The 16,585-nt window shown below is 47.4% G+C and carries 15 protein-coding genes; 1 reads left to right on the top strand and 14 read right to left on the bottom strand.

The features are described from left to right. Window positions 1–49 precede the first annotated feature (49 nt). From ACKPBX_RS00720 to trpX, 9 genes are all read right to left on the bottom strand, one after another. On the bottom strand, window positions 50–466 hold the full coding sequence (locus tag ACKPBX_RS00720; protein WP_086627920.1) for an OsmC family protein: 417 nt from the start codon (window positions 464–466) through the stop codon (window positions 50–52). Between the two features lie 136 nt (window positions 467–602). After that, complete coding sequence (nrdH, locus tag ACKPBX_RS00715) at window positions 603–842, bottom strand: glutaredoxin-like protein NrdH (protein WP_068559518.1); 240 nt, start codon at window positions 840–842, stop codon at window positions 603–605. A gap of 120 nt (window positions 843–962) precedes the next feature. Beyond that, a complete protein-coding gene (locus tag ACKPBX_RS00710) occupies window positions 963–1,616 on the bottom strand; it encodes a YczE/YyaS/YitT family protein (RefSeq protein ID WP_140185740.1) in 654 nt (217 codons plus the stop codon). 89 nt (window positions 1,617–1,705) lie between these two features. After that, the gene (locus ACKPBX_RS00705) at window positions 1,706–2,983 is read right to left on the bottom strand and encodes a dihydroorotase (protein WP_086627922.1); all 1,278 of its coding nucleotides are present in this window, start codon (window positions 2,981–2,983) and stop codon (window positions 1,706–1,708) included. Window positions 2,984–3,012: 29 nt separating this feature from the next. Continuing rightward, window positions 3,013–3,954 (bottom strand): aspartate carbamoyltransferase catalytic subunit, encoded by a 942-nt coding sequence (locus ACKPBX_RS00700; RefSeq protein WP_319995736.1) that lies wholly within the window; start codon window positions 3,952–3,954, stop codon window positions 3,013–3,015. Between the two features lie 397 nt (window positions 3,955–4,351). Next, on the bottom strand, window positions 4,352–5,206 hold the full coding sequence (locus ACKPBX_RS00695; RefSeq protein ID WP_319995735.1) for an LD-carboxypeptidase: 855 nt from the start codon (window positions 5,204–5,206) through the stop codon (window positions 4,352–4,354). 19 nt (window positions 5,207–5,225) lie between these two features. Further along, a complete protein-coding gene (locus ACKPBX_RS00690; RefSeq protein ID WP_319995734.1) occupies window positions 5,226–6,020 on the bottom strand; it encodes an ABC transporter ATP-binding protein in 795 nt (264 codons plus the stop codon). Beyond that, complete coding sequence (locus ACKPBX_RS00685; protein WP_068559506.1) at window positions 6,013–6,909, bottom strand: ABC transporter permease; 897 nt, start codon at window positions 6,907–6,909, stop codon at window positions 6,013–6,015. The genes ACKPBX_RS00690 and ACKPBX_RS00685 overlap by 8 nt, the downstream gene beginning before the upstream one ends. 5 nt (window positions 6,910–6,914) lie before the next feature. Beyond that, window positions 6,915–7,958, bottom strand: a complete 1,044-nt coding sequence (trpX, locus tag ACKPBX_RS00680) for a tryptophan ABC transporter substrate-binding protein (RefSeq protein ID WP_319995733.1) — start codon at window positions 7,956–7,958, stop codon at window positions 6,915–6,917. Between the two features lie 1,876 nt (window positions 7,959–9,834). Here trpX and ACKPBX_RS00675 point away from each other — a divergent pair. After that, window positions 9,835–11,538, top strand: coding sequence for an NFACT RNA binding domain-containing protein (locus tag ACKPBX_RS00675; protein ID WP_319995732.1), 1,704 nt, complete (start codon window positions 9,835–9,837; stop codon window positions 11,536–11,538). A gap of 468 nt (window positions 11,539–12,006) precedes the next feature. Here ACKPBX_RS00675 and rpoN read toward each other — a convergent pair whose 3' ends face one another. The 5 genes from rpoN to ACKPBX_RS00650 form a co-directional block, all read right to left on the bottom strand. Further along, entirely contained in the window at window positions 12,007–13,332 is a 1,326-nt protein-coding gene (gene rpoN / locus ACKPBX_RS00670; RefSeq protein WP_319995731.1) for an RNA polymerase factor sigma-54, read from the bottom strand. Window positions 13,333–13,489: 157 nt separating this feature from the next. Beyond that, window positions 13,490–14,122 (bottom strand): orotate phosphoribosyltransferase, encoded by a 633-nt coding sequence (pyrE, locus tag ACKPBX_RS00665; RefSeq protein WP_319995730.1) that lies wholly within the window; start codon window positions 14,120–14,122, stop codon window positions 13,490–13,492. Between the two features lies 1 nt (window position 14,123). Next, window positions 14,124–14,837 (bottom strand): orotidine-5'-phosphate decarboxylase, encoded by a 714-nt coding sequence (gene pyrF, locus ACKPBX_RS00660; protein WP_086627930.1) that lies wholly within the window; start codon window positions 14,835–14,837, stop codon window positions 14,124–14,126. Continuing rightward, window positions 14,827–15,756, bottom strand: a complete 930-nt coding sequence (locus ACKPBX_RS00655) for a dihydroorotate dehydrogenase (protein WP_140185745.1) — start codon at window positions 15,754–15,756, stop codon at window positions 14,827–14,829. Before ACKPBX_RS00655 ends, pyrF begins: the two co-directional genes overlap by 11 nt. Continuing rightward, window positions 15,753–16,529: a dihydroorotate dehydrogenase electron transfer subunit gene (locus ACKPBX_RS00650; RefSeq protein ID WP_319995729.1), complete on the bottom strand. Its 777-nt coding sequence runs from the start codon at window positions 16,527–16,529 to the stop codon at window positions 15,753–15,755. The genes ACKPBX_RS00655 and ACKPBX_RS00650 overlap by 4 nt, the downstream gene beginning before the upstream one ends. Window positions 16,530–16,585 lie beyond the last annotated feature (56 nt).

Below are 16,585 nucleotides of genomic sequence, written 5' to 3'. Positions count from 1 at the left end.
GCAAAGTGATACGGATTAGCTGTTAATTGAAGCAGCCGATTTGAAGCTGTTATTCCGCGTACGGGACAACTTCCAAAGTGACGTGATTGTAGTCGCCGATGATTTTTGAAACAGGACAGCGTTTGTGGGCTGATTGCGCAAGTTTCTCGACGTCCGCCAATTCCATGCCTTCGACCGAAATAAAGGCCTTCAGATCGAAATAAAAGCCTTTTCCGTCTTCTTCCCTGCAGAAATCAACATGGACTTCCGCTTTGCTTCTCGCCTCGGCTTTCCTGGCTTTAAGCAAAGCCTCAATTGTAGCATTCAAGCAAGTCGCCCATGACAAGCCAAATAACTGTTCAGGATTGAAGCCGGCTAAATCCTTCAGTGGATCTGAAGTTTGCAGGGATTCCCCATCCGAAACAGATACGGTCCCGTTCAATCCCTCATCATTGATGATTTCCGTATGATATAAAGATTTTGTCATTTTAATTAGTCCCCTTTCTTACCGCAGTAATTGTAGTTTCTTTCCTCTATCTTAACATGGTTTACAACATTTGGCTGAAAAAAACAGCACCGGATATCCCCTGAAGGGAAATCTGGTGCTGCCGGATGTTGCGCGATTAAGCTGTGATCAACTGTTCAAGCAAATCAGGTCTGAAGCCGAAAAATGGCTCAACGCCATCAAAGACGACTACAGGCAAAGATTGGAAACCCAACTCTTTGACTTCCGCCAGGGCCACTTCGGATTCCTGGATATCTTTGATTTCATAACGGATGCTGTTATCATCCAAAAATTTCTTTGTAAAATTGCACTGCATGCAATTCGGTTTCGTGTATACTGTGACATTCTTGTTCGACATGATGGTTCCCTCCATTGATTATCCGATAAATATCCCCTTTTCGGATAAAGCTTATGGATACATCATACAGTATTATTAATCAAAAAACAAACCATATGTAGTGTTTTTATGCGGGATGAATCAGTCAAGATCGATTGAAAGCCCCTGCGCGGCGGCTGAAGATCTGATTTTTTCATAGACAAAATTCATGCTCGGCGGGAAGAGAAGCATGCTGATGATGGTACCTTCCCTTACCGTGATGGTAGTTTCCGTCGAGAAAGTGATCAACAAAGCGGCTGCGATCAACAACACATCGACTATTTGGCGCACTTTCCCGAAGTTGAAGCCGAATCGGTTACTGAAGGCCATACAAGCGCCCTCTAAAGGCATATTGATGTAATTCAAAGCCATCATCGATCCGACCCCGATTGAGGCTATGATGCCCCCTAAAATGACCATTGCGATTTTCACCCAGTACTGGTCGATCGTCAAACCGGAAAATACCGTATAAAGCATCAGGTTCATCACTTGACCAAGGATCAATGTGACAGGAATTTGAAACAATTGTCTGAGTGGAAAATCTTTTTTCATCAAAAGCCATTGTATCGCTACACATATGATATTCAATATGATCGCCAGCGTTCCGATTTTGATGCCGGAAAGTTGGTTGATGCTCATGTTAAGGGCTTCGTATGCACCCACGCCGACGTTGGCTTTCACCGTGAAGCTCGCCCCGATAGCGGTTATTGTGACCGCAACGATGACCAATAACATGTTCTTTAAATGTTTCGTCATTTTTTCACCTATCCATTCATAATTCTGCCTAGTCATTATAAAGAAATAAGCAACGAATTGCAATTCGCTGCTTACTCCGGGTCTTGCATTTATTTTGTGTAGACGACCTTGCCATCCACTAATGTATAAAGTGTTTCGCCTTTGACTTTCCAGCCGGTGAAAGGTGTATTTGTAGCTTTAGAAAGGAAATCTTCGCTGCGGATTTCGTATTCATTCTCCAGATCGAAGATGGCGATATCCGCTTGAGCGCCGATATCCAGAGTCCCGGATTCCATGCCGAACAACGCTGCAGGCTTGACGGTCATCCAATCGACCAGTTGTTTTAAGGTGAAGACCCCACCCAAAACGAAGTTGGAATACATCAATTGGAAAGCTGTCTCGATGCCGACGATGCCGAACGGAGCGCCGACCATGCTGCCTTGCTTTTCTTCTTCGCCATGCGGAGCGTGATCGGTTGCGATGCAGTCGATCGTGCCGTCCAACAAACCTTCGATCAAAGCTGCACGATCTTCAGCACCGCGTAATGGCGGGTTCATTTTGTAGATGGCAGTGTCCGTTGGGATCGACCCATCTATCAGAATCAAGTGATGCGGAGCGACTTCGGCAGTGACGTGGATCCCTGCACGTTTGGCATCCCGGATGACGCGTACGCTTTCTTTCGTGGAAACATGGCAGACATGGTAATGACAGCCTGTCGCTTCCGCCAAAAGCACATCGCGGGCGATTTGCGTCGATTCCGTCACGCTCAAGATGCCGGGCAGATCCAATTCGTCGGAACGGGTCCCTTTATGCATCACGCCTCCGAACAACAGGGAGTCGTCTTCGGTATGTGCAACAAGAGCGACGTTATTCTTTGCGGCTTCCTTCATTGCCAAATACATCGTTCCGGCAGTTTGGACACCGACACCGTCGTTAGTGAAGGCGAAAGCGCCGGCTTCCAACAATTGCTTCTGATCGGTCAGCACGTCGCTGCGCAAATTCTCGGTGATGGGCGCGTACTGTTTGACTTTAATGATGGCAGTATCTTTGATCAGCTGTTGGATATCAGCGAATTTATCTGCCGTATCCGGAACTGGATTCAGGTTTGGCATCGCGCAGACAGTAGTGAAGCCTCCGCGAGCGGCTGCCTGTGTTCCTGTTTCGATTGTCTCTTTATAGGTGAAGCCCGGTTCACGCAAGTGTACATGCACGTCGATCAATCCTGGAGTTACCAGACCGCCCTTGGCATCGATGACTGTCGCATCCTCAGCCGTTCCTTGCAGATCCTGGCCGATTGCGGCAATTTTATCGTCTTTCACATATATCTCAACAGGAATAAGTTCCTCTTTTTGACCCAACATTTTCGCATTTTTTATCCAAACTGACATGTTATCCCTCCACTGGTGAATTGTTATTGTTATACGTTTGTCGTTCTTCCGTTTGCGATGGCTTCCAATATGGCCATTCTGGCAAAGACGCCATTTTTCATTTGCGTCACGATTCGTGAGCGGCGGCATTCCACTAGGCTGTCCGCCAATTCCACATCTCGGTTTACCGGAGCGGGATGCATGATGATGGCTGTTTCCTTCATGCGTGCTTCCCGAGCGACGGTCAAGCCGAATTTATCTAGATACTCGGCTTTAGTGTAGCGCATCGCTTTGCCGCCATGGCGTTCTGTTTGGACGCGGAGCAGCATCATGACATCGACTACTCCGATGATGTCATCGATTTCCTTGTGCGTTCCGTATTGATCGAAAGTAGAATCGTACCACTCTTCCGGACCCGTGAAATAAATGGTCGCTCCGAGGCGCTGCAGCATCTGCATGTTTGTTTTCGCTACACGTGAGTGAGACAAGTCGCCGCATATGGCTACCTTAACTCCGCTGAAAGTATGGAATTCTTCGTAGATCGTCAATAGGTCCAACAAGCACTGGCTCGGATGCTGGCCGGCGCCATCTCCGCCGTTCACGATTGACGCGGTGATACCTGGGCTTTCGATCAATTCTTTGTAGTAGGCTTCCGCACTGTGGCGGATAACGACCACATCCACGCCGATCGCCGATAAGGTCAAAACCGTGTCATAAAGCGTCTCGCCTTTGCTGACGCTGCTGGTCGAAGTGTCAAAGCTGATGACTTTCATCCCCAACTTGTGTTCCGCCATTTCGAAACTTTTGTGTGTGCGTGTGCTGTTCTCGAAAAACAAGTTCGAAGCGTAGATGCCCTCAGTCAAATCCCGATCTGGTTGGACGCCGTTTTTGAATTCGGATGCCCGCAGGATCAGCGACATGATTTCCAGATTCGTGAGTTCCTCGACACTTACAAAGTTTTTTAATGCGATCTGATTTGTTGTCTGCATCATTTTAAAGCCCTCCAATTAGTTTTTTGTGAATGGAGGCAAAAAGAACCCGAAGAATTTGTAAGTTCTTCAGGTTCTAGGCCAGCCGCTCCCATATTTGGATACAGAGCGGCCATCTAGTGACCTTGCGGGCCTCACAGGACCCCCTTAAAGTCTCACATTCGCTATTAAATTGTGCGATAGGATAAATCTCCAGAAAAAAAGCCCATGGTCAAAGAGACAATGGGCATAAAGTCATGATGAAGGCGCAGTACGCCTGATATGCTCCTTAGTAGTCTCTCTGGACTCTCGTTAAAGGAAATTCATTCTGTTGCTAAAATAATAACGCGCATAGACACTTTTGTCAATGATGACTAAACGGATGTTGTGTTTTTTCGCAATCAAGCAAGATACAGTCCCCTCAGCCGATGCGGATCGGCTTGGAACGGTCATCATGTCCGATGAATGCAGTTTCCCACACAGGGAACCCGTACCGCGAAGCATAGTCCCTGCACACAGCCAGAAAAGCGGCCTTTTTTCCATCCAACTCGATTTGCGTGAATTGCCCGATGAGCATACCGTTGATTTTTTCGAACGCGCTCAATTGTTCCAGTTGCGCCAACCCGCTGCACATCGCTTCGTACCTGCCGCCTGCCGATTCGAGGACCAACACTTTGTTTTCCAATTCCGGCCAATAAGGGGTCCCTGCCAGCTTCAGGAAACAACGCAGATTCCCGCCTGCAAAAACTACCGAAGATTGCTCAGAGGCACTGTTTCCGCCTATTCCGAACGTGCTGGTCCAGTCTGCATCGTTAACGCTGGATAAATCACGGAGGGCTTGTGTTTGGAATGCTTCCTCCTGGCTCACGAGCACTTTTGGGTTATAGAGGATATTCTGGATGCCGGTCTTGGCTTGGATCGCATTCACGATCACAGAATTATCGCTGTAGCCGAAGTAGGGTTTCGGATTCTTTTTGATGATACCGAAATCGAGATAAGGCAATATTTCATTGGCTAAATCCCCGCCGGATAAGTCAAATATCGCTTTTACGCTCGCATCGGAATAAAGAGACAATAAAGCCCCTGCACGGGATGCAGGGGCCTCGGTTTGCTGTGTCTCTTTGTCCAGGAAGAGTACGTCACCCATTACGGTCTCAAGGCCAAAATCATCCTTGAGTTTCCGGCTGAGTGACGAAACCATTTCCAACGAGCGATCATTATTCGTCAATCCGTTCGAACAGCTGATGAAGCCGATCGCATTTCCCGGATGCCACATAAAGATCACTACCTTTCTGTCAGACCAAGATGTCTTGGATGGATAACTCCTGAAGTTCAGCAAATATTTTTTCGGGCGTCAATGATTTTTTCATTTCAGCGTCATAATCCTTCATGATTTGACCGTGATGCAACACCAGCATGCGATTACCGTACTGGATCGCGTCCTGCAGGTTGTGGGTGATCATGATGCTGGTCAGGTTGTTGTCGAGGACTTGTTGATTCGTCAATTCGAGAACCAATTTAGCCGTTTTCGGATCCAACGCTGCCGTATGTTCATCCAACAGCAAGATGTCCGGTCTTTTCATCGTTGCCATCAGCAGAGCGATGGCTTGTCTCTGACCACCGGACAACAGCCCGATGTCGGAGCCCATCCGGTTTTCAAGGCCTAAGCCCAATTTCTTCAGTTCCTCTTTGAAGAATGCTTTTTCTTCATGCGAAGTTCCGAAGCGCAGCGTCCGTTTTTGGCCTCTGCGGTATGCCAAGGATAAGTTTTCCTGCACCGTCATCCGTGGAGCGGTCCCCATTTTTGGATCCTGGAAGACCCGACTGATGTATGGCGCGCGCTTATCTTCTTTCAGGAATGTAACATTCTGTCCGTTCACGATGATGTCGCCTGTATCAGGCAGGAAGTTTCCGGAAATGGCATTCAACAAGGTTGATTTGCCGGCTCCGTTGCCTCCGACCAAGGTGATGAAATCGCCTTGTCTGACCGTCAGATTGACGTCCTGCAGTGCGTTGACCTGATTGGGTGAACCAGGGTAGAACGTTTTGGAGACATGTGACATCGTCAACATCGCTTCTTGATTAATCATTTCGCTTCACCTTCTTTCGCAAAGAGTACATGTAGTAGGTTTCCTTGATTTTCGGCAACGCCAAGAAGAAGGTCAACAATACAGCTGAAATCAACTTGAAGTCATTCGGGTTCATGCCTGCTTCCAATACCATCACCATAATCAGACGGTACAGAACCGAACCGAGCATCAGGCAAACCAAACGCATTTTGAAAGAAACATTAGTGAACAATACTTCGCCGATGATGATCGAAGCCAGACCGATGACGATCGTTCCGATACCCATGCTGATGTCGGCGTAGCCATTGTCCTGAGCGATGATGGATCCAGCCAATGCGACGATACCGTTCGAGATCATCAGGCCGACGATTTTCATCGTATTTGTGGAAATACCCAATGAGCGGGCCATCGCTTCATTGTCACCTGTCGCGATGACAGCTTGACCGAATTCCGTTTTGAAAAAGATGACGTAGAGCCCAATAATCAATACGACTACCAACAAGCCCAACGTAATCGTGTCGAAATGTCTTGGGAGATTCATGTTTTGGAAAACGGTGAAAATCGTATCCTTGCCCAACAGACTGATGTTTGCTCTACCCATCACGCGCAGGTTGATGGAATAGAGGCCAGTCATCGTCAGAATACCCGCCAAAAGGCTGGGAATCTGCAATTTTGTGATCAAAAAACCAGTTATCAATCCAGCTGAACTGCCGGCAATGATGGCAAATATAATAGCGATATAAGGATTGGCGCCTAAAGTGATGGCTTGAACAGCGACAGCCGCACCGAGGGGAAACGAACCCTCGGTAGTCATGTCAGCCAAATCCAATATACGGAAACTTACAAATAAACCCAGTGCCAGAATACTCCAAAGCAACCCTTGGGAGACGGCGGAAATAATCATGTTCATTAAATTTACTCTCCTTCACCTACAAAGATAGCATTCTGTGCGATATCATCAGGAATCGTGATGCCCAATTGATCGGCTTTAGCTCGATTGATGACCAGTTGAATACCGGTCGCGTATTGTACAGGGTAAGTAGCGGGATCGGCTCCAGCCAGAACATCGGCTGCCACAGCTCCGGTTTGGGTACCCAGCGCGTATTGATTCAAACCGATCGTCGCCAACCCGCCTTCTTCTACCATCGTATCAACAGCAGGGAACACCGGGATGTTGTAAGCATCCGCAACCGGGATCAATGTCGCTAAGCCGCTTGCGATGGTGTTGTCTGTCGGCACGTAGATGGCATCCACTTCAGAAGCAAGACTTTCAGCGACCTGTGCGATATCGTTCGTTGAAGTGACTGTTTTCGTGACTGTCTTCAAGCCTAATGAAGCAGCAATTTCTTCAGCCTCTTTAGCGGAACTGATTGAATTGTCCTCTGCGGATGAGTAAAGGATACCGATTGTTTTGGCATCAGGAAGCAACTGTTGAATCAAAATAAACTGGTCGCGGGCCGGAGTCTTGTCGCTGACGCCGGTGATGTTGCCGCCCGGTTTTTCCATTGAATCCACAAGACTGGCAGCCACCGGATCCGTGATGGCCCCCAAAATGATCGGAATATCGCTGGAAGCATTCGCCAAAGCTTGTGCTGCAGGGGTAGCGATGCCGATCATGATATCCGCATCATTCGAAACGAACCGCTCCGCTATCGACTGCATATTTGACTGGTCGCCCTGTGCATTCTGGAAATCGATCGTTGCCGTTTCGCCGTCCACATACCCGGCTTCTTCCAATTGGTCGATGATGCCTTCCCCGATCTGATCGAGTGCCGGATGGGTCGTCAATTGCATGATGCCGATGTAAGGCAAATCCGGATTGATGCTGTCGGTGGAGCTTGCAGCGGAACCGTCCGAAGAGGTGTCCGAATTATTGGCATCCGAATTGCCGCATGCCATCAATACTGTCGCTGCCATTAGGGTCAAGATACTTGCGCGTGCTCTGAATAATTTTTTCATTTCTGATTCCTCCAATTTTTCTGCTTCTTATTCTGTAAAAAGGTGATAAAAAAGCCGCCATCTGAACCAAGTATGGCGGCTGAATACAGAAAACGCCACACAGACCGATATTGTCTATGTGGCGGCTTAAATATCTTTAGTAATCCACATAGATACTGTTCAGATGTTTCATCTGAGGCTGTATCTACGGACAATCAATACGTCACAAAGAACAACCTACTCCACGTGGCTTTGCCAATCGAAAAAATTCAATTTGGAAACGCGAGTATATGCAGACATGCTTGATTGCTCCTTTTTGATTGATAATTTAATAGTAACCAATGGGAAAAACAAAGTCAAGAGTAGGATTAGAAAAAGATGAGGTATTCTCATATTACTTACCGTTTCCATTCCGCAAAACAAAAAGCATGATCAAGGAACTACCCTGTGATCATGCTTTTTTCCTTTGATTGACCCAAAAAACTTCGGGGGAAGTCCACATTGGCTTTCAAAATGATTTCACCTATTCTGCGTATACGTGTAATCGAAGGGTGCTGAATAAAGGATGGATATGCATTGAATAATGGCAGTATACGTTTGCTGATGAAGCTTATGAAAAATTGAGCAAAACACCATACTTTGCAATCTTGTTGATTCATCCATTACGTACTCCATCCCCCCAAGGTTATCCTCATCACCATGCCCAGCAATGAGATTTTTAATAAGCGACAAGTTCAGTTGTCGCGATGGATTCAGTTTGGATATCGCAATCCTTTTCTTCTGCAACACCGCATGAAGTAAAGTTGATGACTTACTGTTAGTGGTCATGAAGGAACAGCAGGCCCCCATTATGATGGGCTCCAATCACAGTGGTGCTGACATTCAAAAACACAAGATGACAAGTAAGTTGCAACCGCTTCCATGTTTCGATTACTTTCTTAGTATAAGTCACCTTCGTTTTAAAAGCAACATTTTTATGTAAAATTGTTATTTTATTTATTTCCGAGTGCAATGATCCATGTAATTCCCGTCCTAAAAAAAATTTCCAGTCGTGTAAATTGATGGAAAGAACTTCGCGAATCGTTCACCAATGACCCAGGCTAAAACACTAAAAATACCTATGTATAAGCATTTCATCATACTATCTTTACACTCTGTTCACTAAGGATTTACATTTTTCGAGTGAGATATCCGACACAAAATGCACTGTTGTTTATTAAAAATCGGCAAACTCTTAAAATCAAATATAATGTCACTATGTTGATTGTTCGCTTGGGAAACTAACAGTATTTTGTTTTCATCCACCCTCCCGAATTTTGAATGTCCAAAAACCGAATAACTCCCCTTGCCTTTCAGGATATCGGAACGTCTGCATGGTGCTCCGAAAGAAACTCGAAGGAGTAATCATCGAAGAGATTCACTAATTAGGAAATGACCGGATCATCATTTTCTCTTTTCGGAACTTCGATGAACTTAGCGCCCAGCAGCAACTGGAGCCCATCGTCGAATTGATACTATTCTTGTTTAAATACACTTTATAGTTGTTGTTTTTTTGAAACCGCTCGTTAGGAACATGTGTTTATCTCTAAATCTACTTCTTTTAGAAAAACAAAAGTAAAAACCCGAAAAATTTCGCATATTTCTTCTTTCTTCTGATGTAATTCAAATTACCGAAACTTATGTTTGTGTATTTTGTTCGTTGTTAGGGTTGAATGTTGCCTTCTTGCATGCCGTTTTGGATATCTGTCATCCGGTGAATGACAATACAGGTACATACCATGTGCGCCTTCCCTTTTGTTTTGCACTAAAATATGACACAAAGAAGAAACACGCCAGCCGCCGGAGATGATATGGTATAATGAAAGGTGTATATTGACATGTACTAGGAGGTGTTCTCATGTCTTTTGATGGTGTATTTACACGTGCCATGGTCAAGGAATTGAACCGCGACCTGGAAAACGGCAGGATCAGCAAGGTCTATCAGCCGTTTCAGCACGAAATTATTCTTACCATACGAGCCAATCGGAAAAACAAACGGGTATTGCTGTCAGCTCACCCATCCTACGCTCGGATACAAGTAATCAACGATAACTTATCCAACCCCGATTCCGCGCCCAATTTCTGTATGGTGCTGCGCAAAAATCTGGAGGGTGCCTACATCGAAGACATCAAACAATTGGGCAACGACCGGATCATCATTTTCTCGTTCCGGAATTTCGATGAACTCGGCGACCAACGCCAAATGGAATTGATCATCGAATTGATGGGTCGCCACAGCAACATCTTCCTGATCGATAAGCAAACCAGGATGATCATCGATTGCCTGAAGCATGTGCCGTTTTACCAAAACAGTTTCCGGCCGCTGCATCCAGGCGTCGCCTATCAGTTGCCGCCCCATCAGGACAAAGCGAACCCTTTTGAGATGGAAAAAGAGGAACTGGCATCAGTCGCAGCCACATTTAGCGATGAATTACCGCTGTTCAAATCATTGCAAGGAGCTTTTCAGGGCTTGGGCAGCGATTCCGCAATGGAAATCAGCTACTATACGGAGCAGGATGGATTGTCTGCAGCGGATGCGATTCTCGCGTTTAAACAACAGCTGGACACAGCTATCCCTACATTGACCGAGGAATCCGCAAAGAAACAACATTTTACCCCCTTCCCGTTCCGAAGTCTTCCGGGAGAAAAAAGGCATTACGACAGCCTCAGTGAATTGTTGGACGCCTACTATGATGAAAAAGCATCCCGGGACCGCATCAACCAAGTGGCTTCCGAGCTGCTCCATATCGTCAACACGGAACGCAAGAAGAATCAGCTGAAGCTGAAGAAGCTGGACCAGACGCTGTTGGAGACGGAAAAAGCTGATGTCTACCGGATCAAGGGAGAGATCTTGACGGCCTATCTGCATCAAATGAAAAAAGGCGATATGGAAGTGACGCTCAACAACTTCTACGATGATGAGAATCCGATCACGATTGCTTTGAATCCAGCACTGACCCCTTCCCAGAATGCCCAAAAATACTTTTCCAAATATCAGAAGCTCACCACTGCCGTCGCATACGTGAATGAGCAGGTCGAACATACCCATGCGGAGAACGAATATTTGGAATCCATCGAAACGCTGATCCAACTCTCCGACCCGCAGGACTTGGAGGACATAAAGGACGAGCTGCGCGAATCCGGATATTTGAAGAAAAAGTACAAAGGTAAACAGAAAAAGCACAAAACCAGCAAGCCCCACAAATTCTTGTCATCGGACGGCACGACCATCCTGATCGGAAAGAACAATGTGCAGAACGACCAGCTGACGCTGAAGACGGCAAAAAAATCGGATATTTGGCTGCATACGAAAAACATACCCGGTTCGCATGTCATCATCGAAAGCAATCACCCTTCCGAGGAGACACTCTTTGAAGCGGCGACATTGGCCGCCTATTATTCCAAGTTCCAGAATTCTTCGAACGTCCCTGTCGACTACGTTGCGGTCAAAAACATCCGCAAACCAAACGGCGCAAAACCCGGCTTCGTCATCTACGAAGGGCAAAAAACCCTTTATGTAACGCCGGATAAGGAACTGGTCCGGACGCTGAAGGCCGATTGAGAGCAGGTTACCGTTGCATCGCAAGATCGATAATTTAAAGTCCGCTTCTCCTAAAGCGTGCAAAGAGGAGGCTGTCTCGAAATGAGACAGCTTCTTCTCTGTGGTTTGTTGGTATGATTGTCTAGTCCCGGAGCAAGGGTTCGTACTTATGATTGTGAGTGAGATTAACCGCCAAAATGGATTTGACGGGGAATCTCGTGTTGTCCGCGGACGTTTTTCCCCGCCAAGGTGGTTTTGGCGGGTTTTATGACTGTGATTTGAACTTTTTTCCCCCGCCTAACCGCTTTTGGCGGGTTTTTTCTGAGCATAAATTCAATTCCAAAATAGAAGGGGGTGTATAAAACCAGAAAAGTACTTTCTGGTTTTATACACCCCCTTTTTCGTTGGCGAGATAATAAAAAAACGAAAACCGTAATGATTTCGCATCCGGTTTCCGTTCAGGGTGTGCTGACTCACCCATCGACATAATTATGTCCTTTTTCTTTTCGAACTGGAGGGTATTCCCAAGCCCATGCGGTATTTTGCCACCGTTCTGCGGGAGATGTCGATTCCTTGCGCGATGAAATGATCGGCAATCATCTGGTCGGAAACCGGTTTTACCTTTTCTTCGCGGCCGATTATTTCCTTTATTTCGGTTTCGATGACGATGGATGAGATGGCTACCTGATCCCCATCATCCTCTTTCATAAAACCGCTCCGGAAGAAAAAGCGCAATTCGAAGATGCCTTTCGGGGTCGCCATATATTTGTCGTTCACGACCCTGCTAACCGTCGAAATGCTTAAGTCCGTTATTTTGGCGATGTTTTTCATCGCCATAGGTTTCATCGATGAGGCTTTTTCCAAGAAATAATCCGCCTGCAGCTGCAGGATGGCTTCCGTTATTTTGATGACGTTCTGCGTCCGTTGGAGAACACACTGCTGGATCCAGGAAATTTCTTTCTTTTTTTCTTCCAGATAACGTTTCATATCTTTATCCGCCAACGCAAGCAATTCGCTGTAATAGTCTTCGTTGAACGCAACCGATGGCAGGCCGCTTTGATTGAACGAGACGTCTAGTGTGTTGTCCTCGGCTATGGCTACATAGATGTCCGGTTCGACGAAGACCGTTTCCTCGAATGTGGTCTCCCACTGCAGTTTCGTCTTCAGCTTGCTCATGTAGGTTATGATTTCGATCAGTTCGTCATGGTCGATCTCCTCGACGTCCCTAATCGACTCTAAGCGATAGGCAGACAGCTCCTTGAAATAATTTTCCAGTATGTAGTAGGCCAGCGGGGGCGATTGTTCGTCCCTTTCGGTCTGCAGCATCAGAAACTCCTGCAGGTCGCGGGCACCGACACCGGGAGGATCCAACTGTTGCAGGAGCGTCAAGGCATCCAACACTTCCGTTTCTTGGGCCGCAGTCGCCTCCGCAACCTCTTCCAGCTTGATATCCAAATAGCCGTCATCCGTCACGTAGCGGATGAGGAACAGGACCAGCTGCCTGAGCGGCGTGTTTTTCATATTCAGATAGATCTGTTCATGCAGAAAGTCATAGAGCGACTGATTTTTGCTTTCCATGCGTTCATACCAAGGCGTCTGATTATCCGCTGTGTATACATTAGAGACGGCCACCGCGCCCGTGTCCGACGCACGCTTTTTGATGTCCATCAACGGATTCCCCAATGCCTTGTCCTCTATGTAGGCGGAAAGTTCCGACATAGGCATCTGCAAAATGTGCAATGCCTGTCGCATCTGTTGCGTCATCCGGATCGATTGTTGCTGCGTTTGTTTCAGTTGAAATTCCTGCATTGCCATTGTCTGCTTACCTCCAAACGTTATCCTCTATATAAATCAATACAAGTAGTATACCATCTTTAGAGCGCTTACTTGTAAAAAATAAAGAGAAAACCCGGCAAACAAGATTCCAGATCTTGTTTGCCGGGTTTAACATGATAACTATTCGGAAGTGGGATTAGCCCTTGAACCAGTTTTCAGGGTCTTTACTCCAGTCTTTCAATAACTCCAACTCTTCTTCGGAGATGTAATTCGTTTCGTGGGCAACTTCCAGCAATGTGCTGTAGTTGGACAATGTGTCGATCGCAAGGCCGGCATCGGCGAAATTTTTCGTTCCTTTAGCCAATTCATAAGTGAAGATGGCGACGCAACCCAATACGTTTGCGCCTTCCAGTTCGGCTGCTTTTGACGCTTCGATGACGCTGCCGCCTGTTGAAATCAGATCTTCGACTACGACCATTTTTTGGCCTTCGGTGATTTTGCCTTCGATTTTGCGGCCTGTTCCATGGTCTTTCGCTTTGCTGCGGATGTAGACCATCGGCAAGTCCAAAATGTCAGCGATCCAAGCTGCGTGCGGAATGCCTGCAGTCGCAGTTCCAGCAATCACTTCTGCATCTGGGTATTTTTCTTTGATCAGATCAGCCAAGCCTTGCGCAATCTGTTTGCGCACAGCCGGGTAGCTCATGGTGACGCGGTTATCGCAATAGATAGGGCTTCTGATGCCTGATGCCCAAGTAAAAGGGTCCTGAGGGCTTAAGCTCACTGCTTTGATGTCCAATAATGATTTTGCTACTTCTTTTGCTATCGTCATTTTATTCCGCTCCATTCCATTGATTCTTGATTTCGTGATAGGCTGCAACCGGATCCGCTGCTTGAGTGATCGGACGACCGACTACGATGAAGGTTGAACCGATTTCTCTTGCGCGGCCTGGTGTCGCTACGCGCTTCTGGTCTCCAACCGCACTGCCGGCCGGGCGGATCCCCGGTGTCAAGCAGATGAAATCATCATTCGTGTGGTCCTTGATCATGCGCGCTTCCCATGCGGAACAGACGACGCCATCGAGTCCGGATTTGCAGGTCAGATCCGCGTAATGCAGGACGCTTTCCTGCAGGCTGACTTTGATCAGCTGTTCCGTCTGCATCGCTTCTTCGGAAGTCGAAGTCAATTGCGTGACCGCAATCAACTTTGGAACGGCGCTTCCTTCCGGTGTGCCGGCGATCAGGCCTTCTTTGGCGGCTTTCATCATTTCCGAACCGCCAGCCGCATGGACATTGACCATATCGATATCCAAAGCAGCCAAGCCTTTCATGGCGCGATGAACCGTGTTCGGGATGTCGTGCAACTTCAGATCCAAAAAGATCTCATGGCCCAAACTTTTGATCCATTTGACGATTTCCGCGCCATGTTGGTAATACAGTTCCATCCCCACTTTTACATAAAGCGGCTCATCTTTGAATAACAGTAAAAAATCTTTAATTTCTTCGCTCGTTGAAAAGTCCAATGCTATTATCGGTTTATCGTTCATTCTGGATGCCTTCTCTCACTTCATTGATCAATTCCTGCAGGCTATTGATGCCCAATTCGTCCATGCGTTGCGGAAGCTGTTCAATCAGTTTCGGGCAAACGAACGGATCGGTGAAATTGGCCATGCCGACGCCGACCGCGCTTGCTCCAGCCATGAACATTTCCAGCACATCATCCACCGTATAGACGCCGCCCATCCCGATGATCGGAATATTGACTGCGCGCGCCACTTGATAGATCATGCGGATCGCTACCGGTTTGATGGCAGGACCGGAAAGTCCGCCCGTCTTGTTGGCGATGATTGGTTTGCGCGTGTGCAAATCAATGCGCATGCCCACAAGCGTGTTGATCATCGAAATGCCATCCGCTCCGGCTGCTTCAACCGCCTTGGCGATCTCAACGATATCCGTAACGTTCGGTGATAATTTGACGTAAACCGGAACGGTTGCGCCTTCTTTGGCCGCACGCGTGACGGCAGCTGCCATCTCCGGATCGGTGCCGAACTGCAGCCCGCCTTTGTGGACGTTCGGGCAAGAAATATTCAATTCGATCGCTTTGACGTTCGGTGATTGGGAAACGGCTTTGCAGACTTGGTAATAATCATCGACTGTGTTTCCGGCAACGTTCGAAATCAAAGGCACATCGTATTTTTCAAGCGCCGTGTGCTTCTGTGCAACAACAACCTCAACACCTGGGTTCTGCAAGCCGATGGCATTCAGCATGCCGGATGGCGTTTCCGCCAAACGCGGCGTAGGATTGCCTCTGCGGGGCTCCAGCGTCGTCGCTTTCGTCATGATGGCGCCCAACAGGCTCAAGTCGTAGAACTTGCCGTAATCCTCGCCGAAACCGAAACATCCGCTTGCAGGGATGATCGGGTTTTTTAATTCCAAACCGGGTAAACTGACTGCTAATCGATTCATAATACTATCTCCTCTGCTCTGAAGACCGGTCCTTCGACACAGACTCTGTAATTATCGTAAGCTGATGTGCTGTTTTTCTTGTCGCAGACGCAACCATAGCAGGCTCCGATACCGCAGGCCATGCGCTCTTCCAGCGAAAGGTAAGTTTTGCTCGGGTCGAATGTCTTCGCTACCGCCACCAACAAGCCTTTCGGACCGCAAGCGAAGACTGCGTCCGGAACAAAGCCGTCCAGTTCATCGAAGTATTGCGTCACGAAGCCTTGCTTGCCGTAGCTGCCGTCATCCGTCGCGATGTTCACTTTGCCGAATGCCGCGAATTCTTCCTCATAGAAGACTTCCTCTTTGTTTTTGAAACCGAAGCAGCTCACCACATTGACGCCTTTCGCATGCAATTGTTTCGCCAATTCATAAAGCGGAGGAACGCCGATGCCGCCACCGATCAGCAGAGCATTCTGACCTTCTTCAAGCATGTCGATCGGATAACCGTTGCCCAAGGGCCCCAGGATATCCAATTCGTCGCCTGCTGTAAGCTGGCTGATGATGGTTGTGCCTTTTCCTTCGGTACGGTAGATAATGACGCATTCTTCCTTATCGGCATCGATTGAAGCGATGCTGATGGGGCGTCTCAAAAGCAGTTCATCCCCTGGGACACGGATATGCAAAAACTGATCCGGTGCTCCCATCTCATTCACTAATGCACCTTTCAGGCGCAATTCGAAGATATCTTTTGCGATTTCTGTCTGACTGACGACTGTCATCATAGCTTGACTCATAATTATTTTCCTCCTTAATTTTGACAAAATAAGGTGATCTAAAAAAATGCGATGGA

The organism is Trichococcus shcherbakoviae, assembly GCF_963666195.1.
GTDB classification, from domain to species: Bacteria; Bacillota; Bacilli; order Lactobacillales; family Aerococcaceae; genus Trichococcus; species Trichococcus shcherbakoviae.
The sequence above is the reverse complement of the archived record's forward strand: the minus strand, read 5'-3'. Positions and strand labels throughout refer to the sequence as shown.

What these genes read in the sequence shown, in the direction of transcription:
- trpX (WP_319995733.1), bottom strand. Translation starts at nt 7,958, where the DNA reads ATGAAAAAATTATTCAGAGCACGCGCAAGTATCTTGACCCTAATGGCA.
- nrdH (WP_068559518.1), bottom strand. Translation starts at nt 842, where the DNA reads ATGTCGAACAAGAATGTCACAGTATACACGAAACCGAATTGCATGCAG.
- pyrF (WP_086627930.1), bottom strand. Translation starts at nt 14,837, where the DNA reads ATGAACGATAAACCGATAATAGCATTGGACTTTTCAACGAGCGAAGAA.
- ACKPBX_RS00650 (WP_319995729.1), bottom strand. Translation starts at nt 16,529, where the DNA reads ATGAGTCAAGCTATGATGACAGTCGTCAGTCAGACAGAAATCGCAAAA.
- ACKPBX_RS00710 (WP_140185740.1), bottom strand. Translation starts at nt 1,616, where the DNA reads ATGACGAAACATTTAAAGAACATGTTATTGGTCATCGTTGCGGTCACA.
- ACKPBX_RS00695 (WP_319995735.1), bottom strand. Translation starts at nt 5,206, where the DNA reads ATGTGGCATCCGGGAAATGCGATCGGCTTCATCAGCTGTTCGAACGGA.
- pyrE (WP_319995730.1), bottom strand. Translation starts at nt 14,122, where the DNA reads ATGACGATAGCAAAAGAAGTAGCAAAATCATTATTGGACATCAAAGCA.
- ACKPBX_RS00705 (WP_086627922.1), bottom strand. Translation starts at nt 2,983, where the DNA reads ATGTCAGTTTGGATAAAAAATGCGAAAATGTTGGGTCAAAAAGAGGAA.
- ACKPBX_RS00675 (WP_319995732.1), top strand. Translation starts at nt 9,835, where the DNA reads ATGTCTTTTGATGGTGTATTTACACGTGCCATGGTCAAGGAATTGAAC.
- ACKPBX_RS00655 (WP_140185745.1), bottom strand. Translation starts at nt 15,756, where the DNA reads ATGAATCGATTAGCAGTCAGTTTACCCGGTTTGGAATTAAAAAACCCG.
- rpoN (WP_319995731.1), bottom strand. Translation starts at nt 13,332, where the DNA reads ATGGCAATGCAGGAATTTCAACTGAAACAAACGCAGCAACAATCGATC.
- ACKPBX_RS00720 (WP_086627920.1), bottom strand. Translation starts at nt 466, where the DNA reads ATGACAAAATCTTTATATCATACGGAAATCATCAATGATGAGGGATTG.
- ACKPBX_RS00690 (WP_319995734.1), bottom strand. Translation starts at nt 6,020, where the DNA reads ATGATTAATCAAGAAGCGATGTTGACGATGTCACATGTCTCCAAAACG.
- ACKPBX_RS00685 (WP_068559506.1), bottom strand. Translation starts at nt 6,909, where the DNA reads ATGAACATGATTATTTCCGCCGTCTCCCAAGGGTTGCTTTGGAGTATT.
- ACKPBX_RS00700 (WP_319995736.1), bottom strand. Translation starts at nt 3,954, where the DNA reads ATGATGCAGACAACAAATCAGATCGCATTAAAAAACTTTGTAAGTGTC.